Origin of the sequence: Gemmiger gallinarum, assembly GCF_014982805.1 — a bacterium.
In the GTDB taxonomy this organism is placed as follows: Bacteria; Bacillota; Clostridia; order Oscillospirales; family Ruminococcaceae; genus Gemmiger; species Gemmiger gallinarum.
Genome location: NZ_JADCKC010000002.1, coordinates 276,762 through 298,100, shown reverse-complemented (window position 1 = coordinate 298,100; position 21,339 = coordinate 276,762). Strand labels below are relative to the sequence as shown.

At 64.1% G+C, this 21,339-nt stretch carries 19 protein-coding genes and 1 riboswitch; of the genes, 14 read left to right on the top strand and 5 right to left on the bottom strand.

The features are described 5' to 3' along the window. Nucleotides 1–36 precede the first annotated feature (36 nt). Nucleotides 37–192, top strand: coding sequence for a hypothetical protein (locus INF35_RS06990; RefSeq protein ID WP_193500949.1), 156 nt, complete (start codon nt 37–39; stop codon nt 190–192). Continuing rightward, the gene (gene deoC / locus INF35_RS06985) at nt 189–845 is read left to right on the top strand and encodes a deoxyribose-phosphate aldolase (protein WP_193500947.1); all 657 of its coding nucleotides are present in this window, start codon (nt 189–191) and stop codon (nt 843–845) included. Before INF35_RS06990 ends, deoC begins: the two co-directional genes overlap by 4 nt. A gap of 193 nt (nt 846–1,038) precedes the next feature. On the opposite strand, the gene INF35_RS06980 is transcribed toward deoC, so the two are convergent. From INF35_RS06980 to INF35_RS06970, 3 genes are all read right to left on the bottom strand, one after another. Beyond that, entirely contained in the window at nt 1,039–2,271 is a 1,233-nt protein-coding gene (locus INF35_RS06980) for a 6-phosphofructokinase (RefSeq protein WP_193500945.1), read from the bottom strand. 400 nt (nt 2,272–2,671) lie between these two features. Then, nucleotides 2,672–3,910: a 6-phosphofructokinase gene (locus tag INF35_RS06975; RefSeq protein ID WP_193500943.1), complete on the bottom strand. Its 1,239-nt coding sequence runs from the start codon at nt 3,908–3,910 to the stop codon at nt 2,672–2,674. A 122-nt stretch (nt 3,911–4,032) separates the two neighbouring features. Then, a complete protein-coding gene (locus INF35_RS06970) occupies nt 4,033–4,860 on the bottom strand; it encodes a Cof-type HAD-IIB family hydrolase (RefSeq protein ID WP_193500941.1) in 828 nt (275 codons plus the stop codon). Nucleotides 4,861–5,133: 273 nt separating this feature from the next. Here INF35_RS06970 and INF35_RS06965 point away from each other — a divergent pair, with 273 nt between their 5' ends. The 4 genes from INF35_RS06965 (at nt 5,134) to INF35_RS06950 (ending at nt 8,871) form a co-directional block, all read left to right on the top strand. Beyond that, complete coding sequence (locus tag INF35_RS06965) at nt 5,134–5,901, top strand: heparan-alpha-glucosaminide N-acetyltransferase domain-containing protein (RefSeq protein ID WP_193500940.1); 768 nt, start codon at nt 5,134–5,136, stop codon at nt 5,899–5,901. Nucleotides 5,902–6,015: 114 nt separating this feature from the next. Then, nucleotides 6,016–6,966 (top strand): glycosyltransferase family 2 protein, encoded by a 951-nt coding sequence (locus tag INF35_RS06960; RefSeq protein WP_193500939.1) that lies wholly within the window; start codon nt 6,016–6,018, stop codon nt 6,964–6,966. Nucleotides 6,967–7,144: 178 nt separating this feature from the next. Then, nucleotides 7,145–8,551 (top strand): MATE family efflux transporter, encoded by a 1,407-nt coding sequence (locus tag INF35_RS06955; protein ID WP_193500938.1) that lies wholly within the window; start codon nt 7,145–7,147, stop codon nt 8,549–8,551. Between the two features lie 26 nt (nt 8,552–8,577). After that, complete coding sequence (locus tag INF35_RS06950; protein ID WP_193500937.1) at nt 8,578–8,871, top strand: DUF1294 domain-containing protein; 294 nt, start codon at nt 8,578–8,580, stop codon at nt 8,869–8,871. Between the two features lie 83 nt (nt 8,872–8,954). Here the strand turns inward: INF35_RS06950 and fba are convergent, their stop codons facing one another. Continuing rightward, entirely contained in the window at nt 8,955–9,818 is an 864-nt protein-coding gene (fba, locus tag INF35_RS06945) for a class II fructose-1,6-bisphosphate aldolase (RefSeq protein WP_193500936.1), read from the bottom strand. Nucleotides 9,819–9,986: 168 nt separating this feature from the next. Beyond that, the gene (locus INF35_RS06940) at nt 9,987–10,901 is read right to left on the bottom strand and encodes a DNA-3-methyladenine glycosylase family protein (RefSeq protein ID WP_193500935.1); all 915 of its coding nucleotides are present in this window, start codon (nt 10,899–10,901) and stop codon (nt 9,987–9,989) included. A gap of 589 nt (nt 10,902–11,490) precedes the next feature. On the opposite strand from INF35_RS06940, the gene rlmB reads away from it, so the two are divergent. The 8 genes from rlmB (at nt 11,491) to cobI (ending at nt 21,337) form a co-directional block, all read left to right on the top strand. Continuing rightward, nucleotides 11,491–12,276 (top strand): 23S rRNA (guanosine(2251)-2'-O)-methyltransferase RlmB, encoded by a 786-nt coding sequence (gene rlmB / locus INF35_RS06935; protein ID WP_193500934.1) that lies wholly within the window; start codon nt 11,491–11,493, stop codon nt 12,274–12,276. A 44-nt stretch (nt 12,277–12,320) separates the two neighbouring features. After that, nucleotides 12,321–16,235, top strand: a complete 3,915-nt coding sequence (locus INF35_RS06930; protein WP_193500932.1) for a hypothetical protein — start codon at nt 12,321–12,323, stop codon at nt 16,233–16,235. 52 nt (nt 16,236–16,287) lie between these two features. Further along, the gene (locus INF35_RS06925; protein WP_193500930.1) at nt 16,288–16,701 is read left to right on the top strand and encodes a transposase; all 414 of its coding nucleotides are present in this window, start codon (nt 16,288–16,290) and stop codon (nt 16,699–16,701) included. Nucleotides 16,702–16,747: 46 nt separating this feature from the next. Continuing rightward, nucleotides 16,748–17,614, top strand: a complete 867-nt coding sequence (locus tag INF35_RS06920; protein WP_193500928.1) for a putative manganese transporter — start codon at nt 16,748–16,750, stop codon at nt 17,612–17,614. Between the two features lie 24 nt (nt 17,615–17,638). Continuing rightward, complete coding sequence (locus INF35_RS06915) at nt 17,639–18,334, top strand: L-ribulose-5-phosphate 4-epimerase (protein WP_328740546.1); 696 nt, start codon at nt 17,639–17,641, stop codon at nt 18,332–18,334. Between the two features lie 27 nt (nt 18,335–18,361). Continuing rightward, nucleotides 18,362–18,553, top strand: a riboswitch (cobalamin riboswitch). A gap of 181 nt (nt 18,554–18,734) precedes the next feature. Next, nucleotides 18,735–19,496: a sirohydrochlorin cobaltochelatase gene (locus INF35_RS06910; protein ID WP_193500926.1), complete on the top strand. Its 762-nt coding sequence runs from the start codon at nt 18,735–18,737 to the stop codon at nt 19,494–19,496. Between the two features lie 33 nt (nt 19,497–19,529). Beyond that, nucleotides 19,530–20,657, top strand: a complete 1,128-nt coding sequence (gene cbiD / locus INF35_RS06905; protein ID WP_193500924.1) for a cobalt-precorrin-5B (C(1))-methyltransferase CbiD — start codon at nt 19,530–19,532, stop codon at nt 20,655–20,657. Beyond that, entirely contained in the window at nt 20,648–21,337 is a 690-nt protein-coding gene (gene cobI, locus INF35_RS06900; RefSeq protein WP_193500922.1) for a precorrin-2 C(20)-methyltransferase, read from the top strand. The genes cbiD and cobI overlap by 10 nt, the downstream gene beginning before the upstream one ends. Nucleotides 21,338–21,339 lie beyond the last annotated feature (2 nt).

Below are 21,339 nucleotides of genomic sequence, written 5' to 3'. Positions count from 1 at the left end.
CGCCTGCGGAAACGTCCGGGAAAGGAGAACATTGCCATGAGAAAAGTACGGGGTAAGGGTCTGCGCATTGCAGGTCTGGTGCTGGGCATTGTGGGCGTCACCGCGTCGGTGACGGCGGTCATTCTGTCCGCATGCGGCATGTACCAGGCACGTCTGTGCAAGAAATGCAAGAAAGGGGCTGAGTTCCGTTGAGTCACTATTCCAGGGAAGAAATCCTGTCCAAGGTGGATCATACGCTGCTGAAACCGGAGGCCACCTGGCCTCAGATCCAAAAGCTCTGCGATGAAGCCATGGAATACCACACTGCCTCGGTGTGCATTAACACCTGCTATGTCCGTCAGGCCGTGGAGTATATGGCGGGCCGGGTGCCGGTCTGCTGCGTGGTGGGCTTCCCTCTGGGCGCCATGGATACCAGGAGCAAGGCCTTTGAGGCAAAAACCGCTGTGGAGAACGGCGCTTCCGAGGTGGATATGGTCATCAACATCGGCTGGCTGAAGAACAAGCAGTACGACGATGTTTGCGCCGACATTGCGGCGGTGAAGAAGGCGGTGGGGGACAAGGTCCTCAAGGTCATCATCGAGACCTGCCTGCTCACCGACGAGGAGAAGGAAAAGATGTGCGACATCGTGGTGGAGGCGGGCGCCGACTTCATCAAGACCAGCACCGGCTTTTCCACTGCCGGCGCCACCTTCCACGACATCGAGCTCTTTGCCCGCTGTGTCAACGGCCGCTGCAAGATCAAGGCCGCGGGCGGCATCTCCACAGTGGAGGACATGGAAAAGTTCCTCGACCTGGGCGCCGACCGTCTGGGTACCAGCCGTGCCGTCAGTCTGCTGACCAAATAAACAGGATTGTCCCTCCCGGATCAGCGGGCTGACAATGCTGTTTCACAAAGAACAAACACCGCGCCCCGGTACTGCGTTTTGGCGGTACCGGGGCGCGGTGTTTGCTTGGCAGAGGTCCCCTTGGGAGGCGGGGCCGTATGACTGTCCGCCGGACCGAGAAAACCGGCGGACGGGGAATGTCAGAGAGGAAAAATTATTCCGGCAGGTAGATGTGATGGGGCAGGCCCTCCACATAGATGGGGGTGAGCTCGGCCTGGATCAGGGGCAGGGCATAGGAGAGAAATTCGGGGGTCATGCCGGTATGGTCGGCGTTGATCCACTCCAGAGGCACCTTCTTTTCCAGGTTGGCCACCTCGCTGATGGGATGGAGCTCGGTGGTGCACTGGTAGGGGGCATTGGAGATGCGCTTGAGGGCGACCATCTCGCCGGTATGGCCCTCAAAGGCAGCCTTGACGGCGGCGCCGCCTACCTGATAGGCTTCGGTGATATCGGTGCGGCTGGTCAGATGCCCGGCGCAGCGCTGCAGGGTGGATAGCTCGATGCAGCGGGTCTTGGTGTCCAGGCGGCGGGCCACCGTGTTGGCCAGGAAGCGGGCGGTGCCGGTCAGGGCCTTGTGACCGAAGGCGTCCACCGCGTGGACATCGTCGGCCAGCTCGCAGACGTAGCGACCGTCCTCCAGTTTGACGCCTTCGGACACGGCAATGACGATGCTGGGCTTTTTGGCCTGCATCCGCTCCACCTTCTCCACAAAGTGGTCCACGTTGAAGGGGATCTCAGGCAGGCAGATCATGTCCACACCTTCGCAGTCCTCGGCTTTGGCCAGGGCGGCGGCAGCGGTCAGCCAGCCGGCGTTGCGGCCCATGATCTCCACGATGGTGACATACTTGGTGCCGTAGACGGTGGCGTCCCGGATGATCTCCTTCATGACCACGCCGATGTACTTGGCGGCACTGCCGTAGCCGGGGGTGTGGTCGGTGACCATCAGGTCGTTGTCGATGGTCTTGGGCACGCCCATGAAGCGGATGTCGCTGCCCACATGCTGGCCGTAGTCCGCCAGCTTGCCGATGGTGTCCATGCTGTCGTTGCCGCCGATGTAGAAGAAATAGCCGATGTCCAGCTCCTTGAGAATCTCAAACAGCTTGACGTAGACAGCCTCACCCTCGGGGGTGTGCCAGTCGGGGAGCTTGTAGCGGCAGCTGCCCAGATAGCTGGACGGGGTGCGCTTGAGCAGCTCAATGTCCATGGCGGTTTTCAGGTCGTCATCCAGCACGGTCCAGCGGCGCTCCAGCAGCCCGGCCACGCCGTGCATCATGCCGTAGACCTTGCCGGCGCCCCGGCGTTTGGCGCTTTCAAAAACGCCCGCCAGGCTTGCATTGATGACCGAGGTGGGGCCGCCGGACTGACCGACGATTGCATTTTTTGCCATAAATTCGTCCTCCTGCCTGATGTGGTTTGTGGGTGCGGATGCCCCGTGCCCGGGGCGGACAACAGGCGCCATCCGTACGATCTATCGTTGTATTGAGTGTAACATAACGCCTGGCCCTTGACCATTGTTGCGGTTGCCGACCCGCAGATCACAGCGCCCGGAATGTGGTTCCGCCCAACGGAATCTGCCTGACCGGGGCAGTGCCGATGACAGGAATGAAATTCCATGATACGGAACCGCAAAGCGAAACCACCAAAGGAAAGATTGCAAAAATTGCGAAAAACTGTCTCTTTGATGCATTGTGATAGAAAAAACGATCATGCCCGGGGGACAGAAAAACGCCCCGGAGCAGGGGAGAGAAACCTTGCTCCGGGGCGGATGCTTTGTATTGGGTTGGCGATCAGACGTTGCCCAGATGGATGTGGCGGGGCACGCCGTTGATGTAGATGGGAGTCAGCTCAGCCTGGATGAGGGGACGGGCGTAGCGCTCGAACTCCTCGGTGACCTGCATGCCGTCGGGGGTGATCCACTCATCAGGCACACGCTTTTCCAGGTTGGCCACCTGCTGCACGTCCACCAGCTCGGTGGTGACCTGGTAGGGTTGGTCGGACAGGCGGCGGATGGCGCACATCAGGCCGGTCTTGCCCTCGGCGGCAGCCTCCACAGCGGCGCCGCCCACCTGATAGGCCTCGGTCACGTCGGTGCGGCTGGCCAGATGGCTGGCGCAGCGCTGCAGGGTGGAGAACTCGATGGCCCGGGTCTTGCAGCCCAGGCGGACCCGGATGAGGTCGGCCAGATAGCGGCTGGTGCCGGACAGGATGGCCTTGTGACCGAAGGCATCCAGCTGACCGGCGGTGGAGACCAGGTCGCACAGGAAGACGCCGTCCTTGTTCTTGACGCCCTCGGACACGGCGATGGTGACGTTGTGGCGGGTGGCGGTGAGCTCGCTGACCCGGGCAAGGAAAGCAGCCTCATCAAAGCGGCGCTCGGGCAGCAGGATGATGTCGGGGCCGTCGGAATCGGCACCCTTGGCCAGGGAGGCGGCGCCAGCCAGCCAGCCGGTGTGACGGCCCATGATCTCGGCTACGGTGACGCTGCGGATGTTGTAGACGCTGTCGTCGCAGATGACTTCCTTGAGGATGGTGGCCACATACTTGGCGGCGCTGCCGTAGCCGGGGGTATGGTCGGTGAGTGCCAGGTCGTTGTCGATGGTCTTGGGCACGCCGATGAAGCGGATGGGGCTGTTGATGGCCGCACCGTAGGCGGACAGCTTGGCAATGGTGTCCATGCTGTCGTTGCCGCCGATGTAGAACACGGCACCGATGGCGTGCTCCTCAAACAGCTGGAACAGCTTGCGATAGGGGCGGTCGTCCACACTGGCCTCGGGCAGCTTGAAGCGGCAGCTGCCCAGGAAGCTGGACGGGGTGCGTTTGAGCAGCTCGATCTGCATTTTGTCGGAGAAGTACTGGTCCAGATCGACGAATTTGCCCTGGAGAAGGCCCTCAATGCCGTACTGCATGCCGTACACGTGGGGAGCGCCAAGGCTCTTGGCCGATTCGTAGACGCCGGCCAGGCTCGAGTTGATGACGGCGGTAGGTCCGCCGGACTGGCCGACCAGAACGTTGGTTGTCCATGCCATAAGGAAATTACACCTGCCTGTTCGTATTGTTTTGCCGCAAGATCGCAGCACAGCAGGCACACAGACCGGAAGGGCCGGTGTGCCGGAACTGGTATGAAAAGAAGTGCGGAGCTTTGCCCGGGTCAGTCGCCCAGGATATAGCGGTGGATAGCCTCGGCCACGCCGTCGTGGTTGTTGTCCGCCACAATGACATCGGCGGCCGCCTTGACCTCGGGCTCGGCGTTGCCCATGGCCACACCCAGGCCTGCCGCCCGGATCATGGCCAGGTCGTTGTCCGAGTCGCCGCAGGCCATGACCTGTTCCCGGGAATAGCCCAGCGTCTCGGCCAGGTTCAGAAGGGCCTGGCCCTTGGTCACGCCGGGAGCGTTGAGTTCCAGGTTGCAGCCCAGGCTGGAGGTGGCCTCCGCCGGGCAGGCGGCGGTCACGGCGGCGCGGGCGGCGTCCCGGGTGGGATAGTCGGGGTAAAGGATGCTGAATTTTTCAATGCCGTGGGCATGCTGGCGCATGAGGGCGTGGATGTCGTCCACAGCGATGCGGCTGTCCCGCAGATAGGGGCGCAGTGCCGGGGGCGAGAGTTCCTGCATCCGGTCGAAGTTGTCGGTGGAGGTGTAGGACTGGCCGTCAATAAAGATGCTCATGGCGCAGTCGAAGGGCCGCAGAATATCATAGATCTGCATGGCGGCGTCGGCGTCGAAGGTCAGCTCCACGATACGGCGGCCGGTGGCCAGCTCGGTGACGGTGGCGCCGTTGGAGGTCAGGGCATAGCGCACCCCCGGCATGTGGAGAAATTGTTCCGGCACGCCGCTGACCGGACGCCCGGTGGCGGGCAGCACCACGACGCCCCGTTGGATGGCGGCCTGCATGGCATCCAGTGTGCGGGGCGAAATCTGCTTGTGATCGTCAAAAACCGTGCCGTCCAGATCCAGCCCCAGGATACGAATATCCTGCATATGTTTCCTCCCCCTGTATGTTCCCCGCCTTGGCGGGGAAGCCTACCAGGATTGTAGCCTATTTTCACCCACATTGCAACAAAATCCCGGTAAAATCCCGGTGCATCGGAGCTGCCGGGGAAATCTTCTCCCGGACGCCGTCCGGCGGGAACTGTTACAGAGGGAAAAGCTCCCGTGCTGAAGCGTTCCGCCGCTTTACCGCTCCCGTCCGCCGTGCTATGATAGACGGAGAAAACAGGACCGGCTCACCGGCCCGGGAGGGGAAAGAATCTCATGGAACAGGGAGCAAAGCGCATCTGGCAGATGGATGCCCTGCGGGGGCTGGCGCTGCTGAACATGCTGGTCTACCACGGTATGTACGACTGGGTCTATGTCTTCGGCCATCCCAGCCGGTGGTACGATATCGGGTCGGCGGGGTGCCATGTCTGGCAGCAGTATATCTGCTGGAGCTTCATTCTGCTTTCGGGGGCCAGCTTCTGCCTGGGCCGCCGCCAGCTGAAAAACGGTCTGCTCACGGCGGGGTGCGCCCTGATACTCACAGCAGTCACGGCGCTGGTCATGCCGTCGGAGCTCATCCTGTTCGGGGTGCTGCACTTCAACGCCTGTGCGGTGCTGCTCACCTGCCTGCTGCGCCCGGTTCTGGAAAAGATCCCCGCCGGGGCAGGGCTGGCAGCCAGCGCGGTGCTGTTCGCCGTGCTCAACCAGCTGCCCTGGGGCTATCTGGGCTTTGAGGAGCTGCATCTGGCTGCGGCGGTGCCGCAGACGCTTTACCGGGCCAATCTCTTCTGGCTGGGCCTGCCCGATCTCACCCGGTTTGCCTCGGCGGATTATTTCCCCATTCTGCCCTGGCTGTTTCTGTTCTGGTGCGGTTATTTCGGCTGGCGCTGGCTGACCGGACTGGGCAGAGTTCCCGCTGCCGCAAAGCCTCCCGCCGCCCTTCGTCCCCTGTGCGCTGTGGGCAGCCGCACGCTGCTGGTCTACATGCTCCACCAGCCGGCGATTTACGGGGTGCTGCTGGCCGTGGACGGCCTGACGATGTGAAAAAATTGCCTTCCCTTGTCAGGATTTCGGAAAGGCGCTATAATAGGTAAAACCGTAAAGAAATTCCGCACCGGAAGTCTCCGGGACGATGAACATAAAGAGAGGATGGGCCGGATGCTGATCAGCCTGGTAGTGCCCTGCTACAATGAGGAGGAAGCGATGCCTCTGTTTTACAAAGAGGTATCGCGGGTAGCCGAAACAATGCGCCAAAGCCACGGCGCCGAGTTCGAGTTTATTTTTGTGGACGACGGTTCCAAAGACGGGACTTTGCGGGTGGCCCGCGAGCTGCACGATCAGGACCCCCGGGTACGGTATGTCTCCTTCAGCCGCAATTTCGGCAAGGAGGCGGGCATCTATGCGGGGCTGCAGGCAGCCAGGGGGGACTATGTGGCCACCATGGACGCCGACCTTCAGGACCCGCCCGCCCTGCTGCCCGATATGCTGGACGCTCTGCTGTCGGGGGACTGGGACTGCGCCGCCACCCGCCGCACCACCCGCAAGGGAGAACCTCCGGTGCGCAGCTGGTTTGCCCGCAAGTTTTACCAGATCATCAACCGCATGGGCGACACCGAGATCGTGGACGGCGCCCGGGATTTCCGGCTGATGAGCCGCCGCATGACCGACGCGGTGCTGCAGATGTCGGAGTATAACCGCTTCTCCAAAGGTATTTTCAGCTGGGTGGGCTTCCGCACCAAGTGGTTCGACTATGAGAACATCGAGCGTGTGGCAGGCAAAACCAAGTGGAATTTCTGGGGCCTGTTCAAGTATTCCATCGAGGGCATCGTGGGCTTTTCCACAGCGCCGCTGGTGTTTGCGGCCCTGATGGGTGTTATTTTCTGCCTGGCCGCCTTTGTGGGCATTGTATTTGTGGTGGTGCGGGCGCTGATCTTCGGAGACCCCACCTCGGGCTGGCCCAGCATGATCTGCATCCTGCTTTTGTGCAGCGGCGTGCAGCTGTTCTGCCTGGGCATTGTGGGCGAGTACCTTTCCAAAACCTACCTGGAGGTCAAGCACCGTCCCATCTACATCACCAAGGAGACAGAGGCCGACCGCCACAGGCGCTGACCGGCCCTTCCGCTCAGGTTCCGTCAAAAGGCCGCCCCGCGACCGTGTACGGCATTTGCTGACGGGGAAATCATTTTTTCCCGCGGCAGCCGATACAGCAGCGGGGCGCGTGCTTTTTCCATTCCGATTTCCCGACAACCGGGCGGCTGCCGGACCAAAAAAGGAGGTTCTTCCCATCATGCAACACCAAGCACCTTCCACAGCCCAGGGCGGCGCGGACCTGGGCAGCGGCAGCGTCGGCAGCCTGCTTTTCCGGCTGGCACTGCCTGCCATTGTGGCACAGCTCATTAACGTACTGTACAACATGGTGGACCGTATGTATATCGGCCACCTGCCGGAAATCGGAGAGACGGCGCTGACCGGTGTGGGCGTCTGCTTCCCCCTTATCACCGCCATCTCCGCCTTTGCCGCCCTGGTGGCCATGGGCGGCGCGCCCCGTGCCTCCATCTTTCTGGGCAAGGGCGACAAGGAAACCGCGGAGAAGATCCTTGGCAACTGCACCACGGCGCTGGTGGTGGTGGGCGTCCTGCTGACCGCCGCTTTCTATCTGTTCGGCTATCGCCTGCTGGAGATGTTCGGCGCCTCCCCGGATACCATCGGCTATTCCTGGGAGTATTTCCGCATCTACCTCATCGGCACTATCTTTGTGCAGATCTCCCTGGGCCTCAATGCCTTCATCAATGCCCAGGGCTATGCCATGGTGGGCATGCTCACCGTCATCATCGGCGCGGTGCTCAACATCATCCTCGACCCCATCTTCATGTTCGGCTTGGGAATGGGCGTGTCGGGCGCGGCGCTGGCCACCATCCTGTCCCAGGCGGTATCGGCCGCCTTTACCGTCTGGTTTTTGTCCAGCAAACGCAGCTATCTGCGGCTGCAGGTCAGGAACCTCCGTCCGGCGCCCCGTATTTTGCTGCCCAGCATTGCTTTGGGCCTTTCGCCCTTTGTCATGCAGCTCACCGAGAGCGTCATCCAGATCAGCTTCAACACCCAGCTGCAGGTCTACGGCGGCGATGTGGCCGTGGGCGCCATGACCATCCTGTCCAGCGTCATGCAGTTCTCCATGCTGCCCCTGCAGGGACTCACCCAGGGGGCACAGCCCATCTCCAGCTTCAATTTCGGCGCCGGAAAGATCGACCGCGTGGTCAAGACTTTCCGGGTCCTGCTGATCGCCTGCCTGGTCTATGCCACGGCCATGTGGTCCATCTGTGAATTCGCGCCGCAGCTGATCATCGGCATCTTCACCCCGCCCGACGGCACTCTGGGCGTCTATACCCGCACGGCCCTGCGGATCTATATGGGCGCCAGCTGCCTGTTCGGCGCGCAGATCGCCTGCCAGCAGACCTTTGTGGCCCTGGGCAAGGCGGGCGTCAGTCTCTTCCTGGCTGTGTTGCGCAAAATCATCCTGCTGGTGCCGCTGATCTTCCTGCTGCCCCGCATCCTGCCCGTCTCCCAGGATATCGCCGTGTTTATGGCAGAACCGGTGGCCGATGGACTGGCTGTCATCACCACCTGCACCATGTTCGGCGTGGTCTTTGGAAAAATTGTCCGGGAGTGGAAGGCAAAACAGAAAACCGAAGTCTGACCCCCTGCCGGAAAGGAGTGCCCGTCATGACTTTGCCGGACCTGCGGCCGCTGCTGGTGCTGTGGCTGGCTGCTATGAACCTCGTTGACTTTCTCCTCATGGGGTGGGACAAGTCCTGCGCCCGGAAAGGCCGCCGCCGCGTCCCGGAAAAAATGCTCTTTCTGCCCGCCCTGCTGGGCGGTGCGGCGGGCGGCTGGGCGGGCATGTACCTGTTCCGCCACAAGACCCGGCACTGGTATTTTGTGCTGGGCATGCCTTTGCTGCTGGCCTGCCACATCGGGCTGGGCCTCTGGCTGAGCGGACTGTTCCAGCGCCTGTGAGACAAACCCATACAAAAAGCCCCCGCCGGGAAACTCCCGGCGGGGGTTTTTGCGGTTTTGCTATGGGATGGGGTCAGGAACGATCAGGCCTTGTTGGCGCTGCCGAACAGCTCGATCTTCTCGCGGACCTTCTCCATGATGGCGTCGGCGCCCGGCTTGAGCAGCTTGCGGGGGTCGTAGCCCTTGCCCTGCTGATCCTTGCCGGCCTCGATGTAGGCGCGGGTTGCCTCAGCAAAGACGAGCTGGCAGTCGGTGTTGACGTTGATCTTGCAGACGCCCAGGCTGATGGCCTTCTGAACCATGGAGTCGGGAATGCCGGTGCCGCCGTGCAGGACCAGAGGAATGTTGTTGGTGGCCTTATGGATGCGGTCGAGAGCCTCGAAGTCCAGGCCCTTCCAGTTGTCGGGGTAGATGCCGTGGATGTTGCCGATGCCGGCAGCCAGGAAGTCAACGCCCAGAGCGGTGATGCGGGCGCACTCCTCGGGATCGGCGATCTCGCCGGAGCCCACAACGCCGTCCTCGACGCCGCCGATGGAGCCGACCTCAGCCTCGATGGACAGGCCCTTGTCGTGTGCGTACTCGACCAGTTCCTTGGTCTTGGCAACGTTCTCCTCGATGGGGTAGTGAGAACCGTCGAACATGATGGAGGTGAAGCCGGCATCGATGCAGGCCTTGGCGCCCTCGTAGGTGCCGTGATCCAGGTGCAGAGCCACGGGGACGGTGATGCCCAGGCTCTCATCCATGGCGCGGACCATGGCGGCGACGGTCTTGAAACCGGTCATATACTTGCCGGCGCCCTCGGACACACCCAGGATGACCGGGCTGTTCATGGCCTGAGCCTGAAGCAGAATGCTCTTGGTCCATTCCAGGTTGTTGATGTTGAACTGCCCGACGCCGTAGTGGCCGTCACGAGCCTTGAGCAGCATATTGGTTGCGTTTACCAGCATAATTAAAACCTCCCTGCGATCTTGAGCCGTGACATGACGCATCCGGCCCCGTCCGCGTTTTGCCGCCGCCGGAACCGTCCCCGCCCGCCCGGCTCTTCGAGCCAAACGGATCGAAAAGCGCGTTTGTGCGCTTGTCTGGTCTCATTATATCCCGGCATTGACAAAAAATCAACAGCTTTGCTCCGGTTCCCGGGGTAAAGTTTTTCCTTTGGCGGATTTTGCCCTGGAAAGGCCCGGCTTCCGGGGCTTGGCGGGCGGTTTTTCACCCCGGGGCAGGTGGGTGCGGGCGTATTCAAAGATATACTGCTGAGCGATGCCTTTGCAGGCTCCCGCCGCCCGGGGCATCCCCCGGGGAAAAAGGACTGCCATGGCCCGCTTCATCCAGACATCCATGGGGCAGGCGTCGGCAAAGCCCAGACCGTACAGCAGTACGCAGTCGGCCACCTTGGGACCCACCCCCCGCAGCTGCATCAGCTGTTCCCGGGCGGCGTCCATGGGCAGGGCGGACAGAGTCTGCGGGTCCAGCGCCCCGTCACAGACCCGGCGGGCGGCGTTCAGCAGATAGTCGCTGCGCCAGCCCGCCCGCAGCACCGCCATGCTCTCGGGTGTTTGGGTGGCCAGGGCCTCCGGGGCGGGGAAGGCATACACCCCCGGGGCAAGTTCCTCCCCGCACAGCATGCACAGCCGTTCCACAATTCCCTTGATGCGGGGAATGTTGTTGTTCTGGCTGATGAGAAAGGTGCACAGCACCTCGAAAAAGGGCTGGTTCAGCACCCGCAGCCCCGGCGCGGCCTCCACACAGGAGGCCAGACGTTTGCTGGCGGCAAAACGCCGGTGCAGCGCCCCGTAGTCGGTGTCCAGGGCAAAGTAATGCCGCCAGAAGCCGTCCTCCTCCGGGGGAGAAAGCAGCCACAGCATATCGTCCTCCACCTTTGCCGTGACACGGCGGCCCTCCGCGATGCCGTGCCACCCGTCGGCCTGACGCTGCCAGCGGAAGCACTGCCCGCTGGTCAGGGTCTGGTCCAGGTCCATGCCCCCGGCGCTGCCCAGCACATGCCAGCCGGGCACCTTGCTCTCGTCCATCCGGACCGCCTCCCTTCTGCTTTTTTTCGGGGATATTATAGCATATTTTTACGCCCGTGTAAGGGGCACGGCGAGAGCTGTCGGGCAGGGCGGAGCCTTGTGGAAACTGCGGAACTCCGGGCGGCAAAGGGCGGAAAAATCAGCGGTTTGCCAACTTGACAGGGCGGCTTATCCACTCTGTTATGTTGAAAAGTTTTCCACAAATTGTGCAAAACGGGGAGGAAAACTTTTCCCCTCAGAGGTAAAAACCCGCTTGGCAGGCGGGTTTTCAACCTTTTCCACAGAGTTTTCAACATGTGGAAACCCTTTTCCACCGTCTACGGTTTGTATAAACCGCGTTCCAGCGTCCGACAGGGCCGGGGAAAAACCGTCAAAAAACCCCCGCAAAAGGGGGTGCGGGACGGTAGCAAAAAGGACGAAAGTGTGATATACTACTACCGTGTATCTTAAACTGCCGGTTCTGTACCCGCCTGTCCGCGGGGGAGAGCACGGTGTGAAGTTGCCCGCCCGGCCGCAGACGGCGGACGGAGACGGGGCAGGATAGAGTTGTGCATGGCGGAAAACACCGGTCATGCGTCGGAGGAAAGCAATGGAGAAAAACAACCGCGACAACCGCGAACCGCGGGAAAGGACCGATACCCTGATCTACGGCAAGAATCCTGTGGCCGAGCTGCTGAAAAGCGGCCGCCCGGTGGACACCGTCTGGCTGGCGGACACCATGCCGGAGGCGACGGTGGGGTATTACAATGCCCTGGCCCGTCAGGCAGGAGCCGTGACCAAGCGGGTGCCCTCGGGCAAGCTGCGCCAGATGTGCGGCGGGGCCGAGCACCAGGGGGTGGCCGCCCGGGCTGCCGAGATTGAATATGCCTCGCTGGAGGACCTTCTCCAAGCGGCCCGCCAGAAGGACGAGCCGCCGTTTTTGGTCTTGTGCGACGGCATCGAGGACCCCCATAACCTGGGTGCCATCATCCGGTCGGCCCTGCTGTGCGGCGCCCACGGGGTGGTCATTCCCCGCCGGGGCGGCGTGGGCGTCAGCGGCACCGTCATGAAGGCCAGCGCCGGGGCGGCGGCCCGTCTGCCCGTGGCCCGGGTGCCCAACATGGCCCAGGCCGTGCGCGACCTCAAGGAAAACAATGTCTTTGTCTACTGCGCCGATATGGGCGGCGAGCCTTTGGAGCGCACCGACCTTTCGGGAGCGGTGGCGCTGGTCATGGGCAGCGAGGGCAGCGGCGTCAGCGCGCTGGTGCGCAAGCTGTGCGACGGCATTGTCAGCCTAGATATGGCCGCCCGGGGTACCGGGGTGGACAGCTACAATGTGTCGGTGGCAGCGGGCATCCTGATGTACGATATAATGCGCCGCAGACGGAATGTGTGACAGAGCAAACGGACGGTTTAGAGTAAGAGGGAGAGAAACACACCATGCCAAGCAAGCGGACAAATGATTCGGTGGAGCGAATTCTGGAGGAGCTCAACCAGCAGCAGGAGGCAAAGGGAATCCGTGACGGTGTTACCGACCGCAACGTGGACGAGATTCTGCGCAGCATCCCGCGTTCTGGCGCTCATCCCGACAACACCACCGTACAGCTTGGGCCCATTCCCCAAAATGAAATGCCGAAGGTGGAGGTCAGCGCCGATGTGGCGGACCCGGAATCCCGGTTTTCCACGCAGACCATTGACGCACTGCTGGCCGACCTGCCCATCTTCCGCAGCGAGGAAGCAGTGCGCCATCCCTCCTCCACAGTGACGGCCCAGGCCCCGGCCAAAAAGGCGATGCCCAAAACGACGGCGTCTGCCGCTCCGGCGGGAACCACGGCCCGCACCCCTGCCGGCACGCCCCGGCAGCCTGCCCGCCGTCAGAGTGTACCCGACCAGGGCGGGGAAGTCCCTGCCCGCACCCGTCAGCCCGAGACGACGCTGCGCGCGCCGGAACCCGAACCCAAGCCTCAGCCTGAGCCCAAGCCCCAGCCGGACAAGCCGGACAACACCATGGGGGATACCACCCGCACCGGCATCATCAAGAATTTTCTGCGCCAGATGGGCGGGGACAACGCCCCCCAGAGCACCGATGAGCTGGCGCTGCGCAAGAATCAGTTCCAGGAATTCTTTGAGGAGAGCGTGGCCGTAGTGCCCGACGCCAACGGCAAGCTGCCTCCTGAGAGAAAGAGCGGAAAGAAACGCGGCCTGTTCAAGCGGGCGGAGGACACGGCGGAGATCACCCCCATCCGTGTCTCGGTCTTTGGCGACAAGGACGCCGTGCCGGAGGACGGCGGGGAGGAAACCGGCCGTCAGCGTTCCCGCAAAAAGAAGGGCTTTTTCGGCCTGTTCGGCGGCCGCAGCGAGGAACCGGAGGACGAGGAAGAAACCGTCTTTGAGCCGGAAGAGGAGGAAAACCCGCCGGAGGAGGATGTCTTTGAGCCGGATCAGGACGATGCCCTGCCCGGGGAAGCATCCGAACCGGAATATGACGCGGAACCTGAGGAGGCGCCGGAGCCGGACACCGGCTACGGCGCAGGATATGCACCTGCCCCCGAGCCCCAGCCTGCCCCGGAACCCGAACCTCAGCCCCAGAAGTATGTCTACCGCTCCAAGTATGCGGGGACCCGGCGGGTACATGGTTCGCTGACTGAGACGCTGTCCTCTCTGGGCATTTACCATACCACCACCTCCCAGATCCGGGAGGAGGCAGCAAAAGCGGACCGCACAGAGCCCCAGCCGGAAGCCCGGCCCCAGCCCGAGGCGGAGCCGGAAACGCTGCGCACCTGGCCGGAGCAGCCCGCTGCCGGCACCGACGCCGAGGCCCAGCGCCCCCGCAAAAAGCGGGACACGGTGGAGTTCACCCCCGGCAAGGAACCCCATGAGCCGCCCCGGGAGAAAGCCTCCACCCGGAGCTTTTCCACCTCCGAGCCGGTGGGAGAGCCGGTCATGACCAAGGCGGACACTTTGCCCTCCGGCTTCACGGTGGACATGTCGGCCCATGATGATGAGGAGGATACCCATGATTTCCTCCGCTCTATCCAGCCCCAGGCACCGGCACAGTCCCGGACGGAACCCCGTACCGGCCGCACCGCGCCTGCGGAAGGCGAGACCGTCCGCCGTACCCGCTCTGCCGGGACGGCTGCCGGACAGACCCCGGCCCGGGATGCCACCGGTCAGATCCGCCTGAATGTCGCCGGCACGGCAGCGGCAGGGGAGCCGCCTCTCGATCACACCATGACGGGACAGGTCAAGCTGGACCTGTCGGCGGGCCTGGACAACGAGCATACCATGACGGGACAGGTGCGCCTGAACGATGCGCCTCCCGAGAGCGATACCAAGGATTTTGACCTGGATCTCGGCCCCGAGATCGAGGAAAAGCCCAATACCGCCCAGTTTGTGCGGGGGATCGAGCAGACCCTCAACGCCGGGCTGGACGATACCGGCGATACGTCCGCCGACAGCGGCCGCTTTGCCGAGGCTGCCGCCCGCCTGACTCAGCAGGAGCCGGACGACGGGGAGGAGGAGCCTGCCCGCAAAAAGCGCAGCCGCATGCGGTTTGCGGGCCGTCCCGACGATGAGCGGGATACCCCCGAGACCGAGGGGCCCTTTGCCGCCGCCGTGCACCACCACAAGGTGGACTATGAATCGGCGGAGGATGCCCCCAAGGTCCGGCAGGAGCTGGACCGCCAGAATCTGATCGCCACCATCACCACCATTGTGTCGGGGGCGGCGGCTCTGGTCATGCTTTACCTGGGCACTGCGGCCATCGGCGGCCTGCCCATGCCCGGAGCCCTCAACCCCGATGTTTCCTCCGGCCCCCTGATGGTGGTCATGCTGGTGCTGCTGCTCATCACCTGCGGCCTCAACTGGCGTACCCTGCTGGAAGGCGGCCTGGGCCTGGCCCGGTCGCCCTCCCCCGACACCATGCCCACCCTGGCCGCTGCCGGCGCTCTCATCCAGCTGCTGGTCTTTCTGATCCAGCCCGAGTGGTACGATGCCTCCAAGTTCTGCCTGATGGCGGGCCCGGCGGCGCTGCTGCTCTGCTTCAACGCCGCGGGCAAGATGCTGGACGCCCGCACCGTGCGCGCCAACTTTGATCTGGTCAGCGCCGGGGTGGACCACGCCGTGGCCTACCGCCTGCGGGATGCCGCCGTGCTGCGCACCGTCACCCGGGGTCTGGGCGAGACCAAGCCCTGCCTGCTGGTCAGCCGTCCCACCGTGCTGCTCAAGGGCTTTTTGGCGGGCAGCGGCGCTCACCGCACCTCCGACAAGAGCCAGCAGCAGTTCAGCTGGGCGCTGGGGGCCTGCGGCCTCATCAGCCTGGTGTTTACCCTGCTTTACCGCGGCGACGCCGGAATGGCCTTCTCTGCCATGGCGGCGGTGCTCTGCCTGGGCACCCCCCTCTCCGGCACCCTGATCTCGGCCCTGCCTGCCCAGCTCATGCAGCGCAGCGCGGCCCGGGTGGGCGCCGTCATTCCCGGCTGGAAGGACATCCGCCAGCTGGGCCGTACCAACATCATCCAGATCACCGCCCGGGATCTCTTCCCCACGGGATGCGTCACGCTGGCGGGCATCCGTCCCATCGGCAAGGAGCGCATCGATCTGGCCATTCCTCTGGCGGCCTCCATCCTGTCGGAAGGCAGCGCCACCCTGCGGGATGTCTTTCTGGGCATGATCGGCAACGACCGCAAACTGCTGTTCAAGGTGGACGACCTCAAGACCGTCTACGGCAAAGGCTACGTGGGCTGGATCAACGGCGGCCGTGTGCTGGTGGGCAACCGTTCCCTCATGGAGGAATACGGCGTCAACGTCCCCAGCGCGGAGTTTGAGCGCCGCCACTCGGTCAATCAGCGCCGGGTCATCTATCTGGCCGTGTCGGGCAACCTGATCGCCATGTTCCAGGTGGCCTACCAGCGCGACCCCGATACCGCCGCCGTGCTGGAAAGCCTGCGCCGTGCGGGCATGTCCATCATTGTGGACTGCGACGATTTCAACTGTGACGTTAACCTGGTGGAGGCTGTTTACGGCCTGCCGGGGGATTCGGTCAAAGTGCTCAACGCCCAGGAGCGGGAGGCTCTGGCCCCCGCCACCGCCTGGCTGCCCGAGAGCGAGGGCAACATGCTGCATCTGGGCAGCTTTGCCAGCTTTGTGGGCGGTCTGGAGGCTGCCGCCGGTGCCGCCGAGGGCGAGCACAAAGCCAGCATCGTGCTGGCCGCCTCGGTGCTGATCAGCTGCGTGCTGGCGGTCATCATGTCGCTGGCGGGGGGCATCGTGTCCCTGCCGCTGCCCGCCATGGTGCTGTACCAGGCCGGCTGGGCGGTGCTGGCACTGGTGTTCCCCATGACCCAGCGCTACTGAGCCATTTGGGGCTTTGCGCCCTTGGATACTATGTGAAGGAGGGCCTTGCCCTGTGTACCGAGCCAAAGACAGCCAGATGAGCGTTTACGATTATATCCCGCCCTTCCACGGGGAACTGTCGCACTCCAATCGCTGGGTGCGGCTGGCCGCCGCGGTGGACTGGGACGCCTTTGAGCGGGAGTACAGCGCTCTGTTTGCCCGGGGCGGCAAGGTGGCCATTCCGGCACGGGTGGCGCTGGGCAGTCTCATCATCCGGGAAGCCTGCGGCGTCTCCGACCGGGAGACGGTGGCTCTGGTACGGGAAAGTCCCTACCTGCAGTATTTTCTGGGCCTCAAGTCCTTTGAGGACGAGGCTCCCTTCTCGGCCCGCAGCATGGAAATGTTCCGGCGCCGCATTCCCCGCGCCGTGGTGCGCGACGCCGTGCGGCTTCTGCGCGGCTTTGAACGTGAGGACCGCCCGGACTGACAACCGTCCCAACGTCCCGACCAATCTGATGATATAGAGGGTGTATATGGAAATTATTTTGCATTCTGTCATCCACGCGCTGGAGGACAGCGTGCGGATGCTGCCGTTTTTGTACCTTGCCTACCTGCTGATCGAGTGGCTGGAACGCCACCACGGGGAGCGCATTGAAAGGGCGCTGGCCGGCGGCGGCCGTTGGGGCTTTGCCCCCGGCGCACTGCTGGGCTGTGTGCCCCAGTGCGGATTTTCCGCCGTAGCCTCCAACCTGTATGCCAGCCGGGTCATTACCCCCGGCACGCTGCTGGCGGTGTTTCTGGCCACCTCCGACGAGGCTATCCCCCTGCTGGCTGCCGAACCCGGCCAGTGGCCGTCCCTGCTGGCCCTGCTGGTGTTGAAGGTGCTGTTTGCCATGGGGGCCGGCTTTGTGCTGGATGTGCCTCTGCGCCGGTTTCTGCCCAAGTCGCTGTACGGCGGCTACTCCGGCAGCTCGGAGGAGATCGACTGCCACGAGGAACACGAGCCCCACAGCGGCATCTGGCTGGCCGCCCTGCGCCACACGCTGGAGATCTTTGCCTTTATCCTGATCTTCAGCTTTGCCATCGGCCTGATCTTTGAGCTGATGGGAGAGGAAAACGTGGCTGCCGCCTTCACCGGGCTGGGCATCTTCCAGCCCATGGTGGCCGCTCTGCTGGGCCTGGTGCCCAACTGCGCCGCCAGCGTGCTGCTGACCCAGCTGTATGTGGAGGGGGTCATCTCCTTCGGCAGCCTGTTCGGCGGCCTGTGCGCCGGTGCGGGCATCGGCCTGGCCGTGCTGTGGCGGGTCAACCGCAGCGTCAAGCAGAATCTCTTCATGACGGGCCTGTTGTGGGCTGTGGGTGCGGTGTGCGGCATCGTGCTGCAGTTCTTGCCCCTGTGACCCGCGCCCAAGGAGGCCACATCTATGCTGGAAGCACTGAAACAACAGGTCTGCGCCGCCAACCTGGACCTGCCCCGGCTGGGCCTTGTGACCCATACCTGGGGCAATGTGTCGGGCATTGACCGGCAGACCGGACTGTTTGTCATCAAGCCGTCGGGGGTGCCCTACGACGCCCTGACCCCTGAGACCATGGTGGTCATGGACCTGGAGGGCAACCGGGTGGAGGGAACCCTCAACCCCTCCTCCGACACCAAGACCCACCTGGAACTCTACCGGGCCTTCCCCCAGATCGGGGGCATCGTGCACACCCACAGCCCCTACGCCACCGCCTGGGCCCAGGCCGGGCGGGACATTCCCTGCTACGGCACCACCCACGCCGATTACTTCTACGGCCCGGTGCCCTGCGCCCGCATGCTCACCCAGGCCGAGCTGGACCTGGATTACGAGAAGAGCACCGGCCTTGTCATCGCCGAGCTCTTCCGGGAGCGGAAACTGGACCCCGTGGCTGTGCCCGGGGCCCTCTGCCGCTGCCACGGGCCCTTTGCCTGGGGCAAGGACCCGGCCCAGGCCGTCTATCATGCCTCGGTGCTGGAGGAATGCGCCAAAATGGCGATGTGGACCCTTCAGCTGAACCCGGAGGCCCAGCCGGTCCCCCAGTATCTGCTGGACAAGCACTATTTCCGCAAACACGGGCCGGGGGCCTACTACGGCCAGAAATGACCCGTCTGTCTGAACGAACTGAAAACGAACTGAAAACCGCCGCAAGGTGCCCGGGGCCGCAAGGCCGGCCGGGAGAATAGGGAAGCGGGTGCAAAGCCCGCGCGGGACCGCCGCCGTAAGGGAGCAGCCCCGGCCAGCACAGCCACTGCCCACGGGCGGGAAGGCGGGCCGGGACGCCGATGCCCGAGCCGGAAGACCTGCCCTGCGGTGCACACTGCCGGAAAACCGGGCAGACTCCGCGCCGCGGACGGACCAAACGCAGGCACGGCACGCATGCTGTGGGCGGGTACCTCTGTGCCTTGCCGCCAGACCATGCCTCCCGGCCCTTTTCCGCAAACCCTGCGGAAAGGGGCCTTTTTTCTGCCCTTTCCCCTCAGCACAACAGGAGGATTCCCAACCCATGAAACAGGCACTTTTGCTGGTCAGCTTCGGCACCGCAGCCCCCGGCGCACAGAACAGCATCACGGCGGTGGAAAACGCCCTCATTGCCGCGGCCCCCGACAGGGCGGTGTTCCGGGCCTACACCAGCCCCACCATCCGGCGGATTCTGGCCCGGCGGGGCGTGGAAATGCCCGACCTGACCACCGCCCTGGAAACTCTGGCCGCCCAGGGGTACGAGGATGTGGCCCTCCAGACCACCCATGTCATCCCCGGTTTTGAGTACGACCGCATCAAGGCCGAGGCCGACCGCTTTGCCCCGAAGTTTGCCCGCCTGCGGCTGGGTACGCCCCTTTTGTATGAGGTGGCGGACCTCACCCAGCTGGCCGAACATGCGGCACAGTGCTGGCTGCCGGAGGAGGGGGCCCTGGTGCTCCTGGGCCACGGCACCGAGCACCGGGCCGACCTGATCTACCCGGCTCTTGCCGGTGCTCTGCGCTGTGCCGGGGCGGACAATGCCCTGGTAGGCACGGTGGAGGGCTGGCCCGGCTTCGACGCCGTGCTGGCCATGCTGCGCCGGGGTGGCTGGAAGCAGGTCTGCCTGCGGCCGCTGCTGCTCACCGCCGGGGAGCACGCCCGCAGCGATATGGCGGGAGAGCACCCCGAAAGCTGGAAAAGCCGTCTGGAGGCGGCAGGCTTTGGGGTCAGCTGCTGCCTGGAGGGCATGGGCTCCGACGAGGCGGTGCAGGAAATGTACTGCCGCCACCTGCGGGCCATTCTGTGAGGATACATCCCCGCAAAAGGAGGAGTCAGCGCCATGTTTGAGCATTACATCCAGTCGGGCGGGCGGCGGCTGCGCTGCGGCTACACCACCGGCACCTGCGCGGCCCTGGCGGCCTGGGGGGCGGCCACATTGCTGCTCACCGGGCACGCCCCGGCCCAGGCCTCGCTGATTACCCCCAAGGGCTTGCCCGTCACTGTGCCCCTGCTGGACTGCCGCGCCGACGGTCATACCGCCCGGTGCTCGGTGACGAAAGACGCCGGGGACGACGCCGACGTGACCGACGGCATGCCCGTCACCGCCGCAGTGGAACGGACGGATGCCCCCGGTATTGCCATCGACGGCGGGGAAGGGGTGGGCCGGGTGACGCTGCCGGGCCTGGACCAGCCGGTGGGGGCTGCCGCCATCAACTCGGTGCCCCGGAAAATGATCGCCGAGGCCGTTGGCCGCGCTGCCAAGGATGCGGGATATGCGGGCGGATTGAAGGTTGTTATCTCGGTGGCCGGGGGAGAGCAGGCCGCAGCAAAAACCTTTAACCCCCGGCTGGGCATTGTGGGGGGCATCTCCATTTTGGGCACCTCCGGCATTGTGGAGCCCATGAGCGAGCAGGCTCTCATCGACACCATCGCCCTGGAACTGCGCCAGGCCGCCGCAAGGGGGGCGAAGCGGGTCATCTTGACCCCCGGCAACTACGGCATGGACTTTTTGCAGGCGGAGGGGCTGGACCGGCTGGCCCCGGTGGTCAAATGCTCCAACTACATCGGGGACGCCCTGGACGCCGCCGCAGCGGCAGGGTTTGAGGAGATCTTGCTGGTGGGCCATGCGGGCAAGTTGGTCAAGCTGGCGGCGGGGGTCATGAACACCCACAGCCGGGTGGCCGACGCCCGGGCGGAGGTCTTCTGCGCCCACGCGGCCCTCTGCGGCGGGGAGAGAGAACTCTGCCGCGCCCTCATGGATGCCCCCACCAGCGATGCCTGCCTGGACCTGCTGGACGCCGCCCATCTGCGGCAAGAGGTCATGGAGAGCATCCTCAAGTCAATCGATACAAAACTCACCGCTCGCCTTTGTGCAGGATGCCGGGCCGGGGCGGTGCTGTTCACCAATCAACACGGACTTCTGGGGCAGACCCCCCAGGCAAAGGAGATTTTGAAGGCATGGCAATAACTGGCGTTTTTTACGGCGTGGGCATCGGCCCCGGCGACCCCGAACTCATCACTGTCAAGGCGGTGCATACCCTGCAGCGCTGTCCGGTCATCGCCGCGCCGCGCACTGCAAAGGGCAACATGCTGGCCCTGGACATTGCCCGGCAGGCCGTGGACCTGGGGGGCAAGACCATTCTGCCCCTGGACTTCACCATGGCCCCCGACCCCGCCGACCGGGAGGATTCCCACCGCGCTGCCGCCGATGCCATCGCCCGGGAGCTGGCGGCAGGTCGGGACGTGGCCATGCTCAACCTGGGGGATGTGGCGCTGTTTTCCACCTTCGGACACCTGAAAAAGCTGCTGGCTGCCCAGGGCTTTGACACCGTCATGGTGCCCGGGGTGCCCAGCTTCTGCGCCATCGCCGCCCGGCTGGGGGAGCCCCTCACCGACGGCGACACCCCCCTCCATGTGCTCACCGCCGCCGATGCCGACCTGGACAAGGCCCTGCGCCTGCCCGGCACCAAGGTCCTGATGAAGAGCGGCCGCACGGCCAAGGTCCGGAAGGCGCTGGAGGAGCAGGGGCTTCTGGATCACGCAGCCCTGGTCACCAACTGCGGCCTGCCCGGGGAGACCATCTGCCCCGGCCTGGAGGGTGCCCCCGACCGGGCGGGCTATTTCTCCACCATTGTGGTAAAGGAGTGAGC

Coding starts and splice junctions, on each gene's coding strand:
- fba (WP_193500936.1), bottom strand. CDS start 9,818: ATGCTGGTAAACGCAACCAATATGCTGCTCAAGGCTCGTGACGGCCAC.
- INF35_RS06955 (WP_193500938.1), top strand. CDS start 7,145: ATGCAACACCAAGCACCTTCCACAGCCCAGGGCGGCGCGGACCTGGGC.
- INF35_RS06920 (WP_193500928.1), top strand. CDS start 16,748: ATGGAAATTATTTTGCATTCTGTCATCCACGCGCTGGAGGACAGCGTG.
- INF35_RS06950 (WP_193500937.1), top strand. CDS start 8,578: ATGACTTTGCCGGACCTGCGGCCGCTGCTGGTGCTGTGGCTGGCTGCT.
- rlmB (WP_193500934.1), top strand. CDS start 11,491: ATGGAGAAAAACAACCGCGACAACCGCGAACCGCGGGAAAGGACCGAT.
- INF35_RS06930 (WP_193500932.1), top strand. CDS start 12,321: ATGCCAAGCAAGCGGACAAATGATTCGGTGGAGCGAATTCTGGAGGAG.
- INF35_RS06965 (WP_193500940.1), top strand. CDS start 5,134: ATGGAACAGGGAGCAAAGCGCATCTGGCAGATGGATGCCCTGCGGGGG.
- INF35_RS06990 (WP_193500949.1), top strand. CDS start 37: ATGAGAAAAGTACGGGGTAAGGGTCTGCGCATTGCAGGTCTGGTGCTG.
- INF35_RS06975 (WP_193500943.1), bottom strand. CDS start 3,910: ATGGCATGGACAACCAACGTTCTGGTCGGCCAGTCCGGCGGACCTACC.
- INF35_RS06970 (WP_193500941.1), bottom strand. CDS start 4,860: ATGCAGGATATTCGTATCCTGGGGCTGGATCTGGACGGCACGGTTTTT.
- INF35_RS06910 (WP_193500926.1), top strand. CDS start 18,735: ATGAAACAGGCACTTTTGCTGGTCAGCTTCGGCACCGCAGCCCCCGGC.
- INF35_RS06980 (WP_193500945.1), bottom strand. CDS start 2,271: ATGGCAAAAAATGCAATCGTCGGTCAGTCCGGCGGCCCCACCTCGGTC.
- INF35_RS06940 (WP_193500935.1), bottom strand. CDS start 10,901: ATGGACGAGAGCAAGGTGCCCGGCTGGCATGTGCTGGGCAGCGCCGGG.
- cbiD (WP_193500924.1), top strand. CDS start 19,530: ATGTTTGAGCATTACATCCAGTCGGGCGGGCGGCGGCTGCGCTGCGGC.
- INF35_RS06915 (WP_328740546.1), top strand. CDS start 17,639: ATGCTGGAAGCACTGAAACAACAGGTCTGCGCCGCCAACCTGGACCTG.
- cobI (WP_193500922.1), top strand. CDS start 20,648: ATGGCAATAACTGGCGTTTTTTACGGCGTGGGCATCGGCCCCGGCGAC.
- INF35_RS06960 (WP_193500939.1), top strand. CDS start 6,016: ATGCTGATCAGCCTGGTAGTGCCCTGCTACAATGAGGAGGAAGCGATG.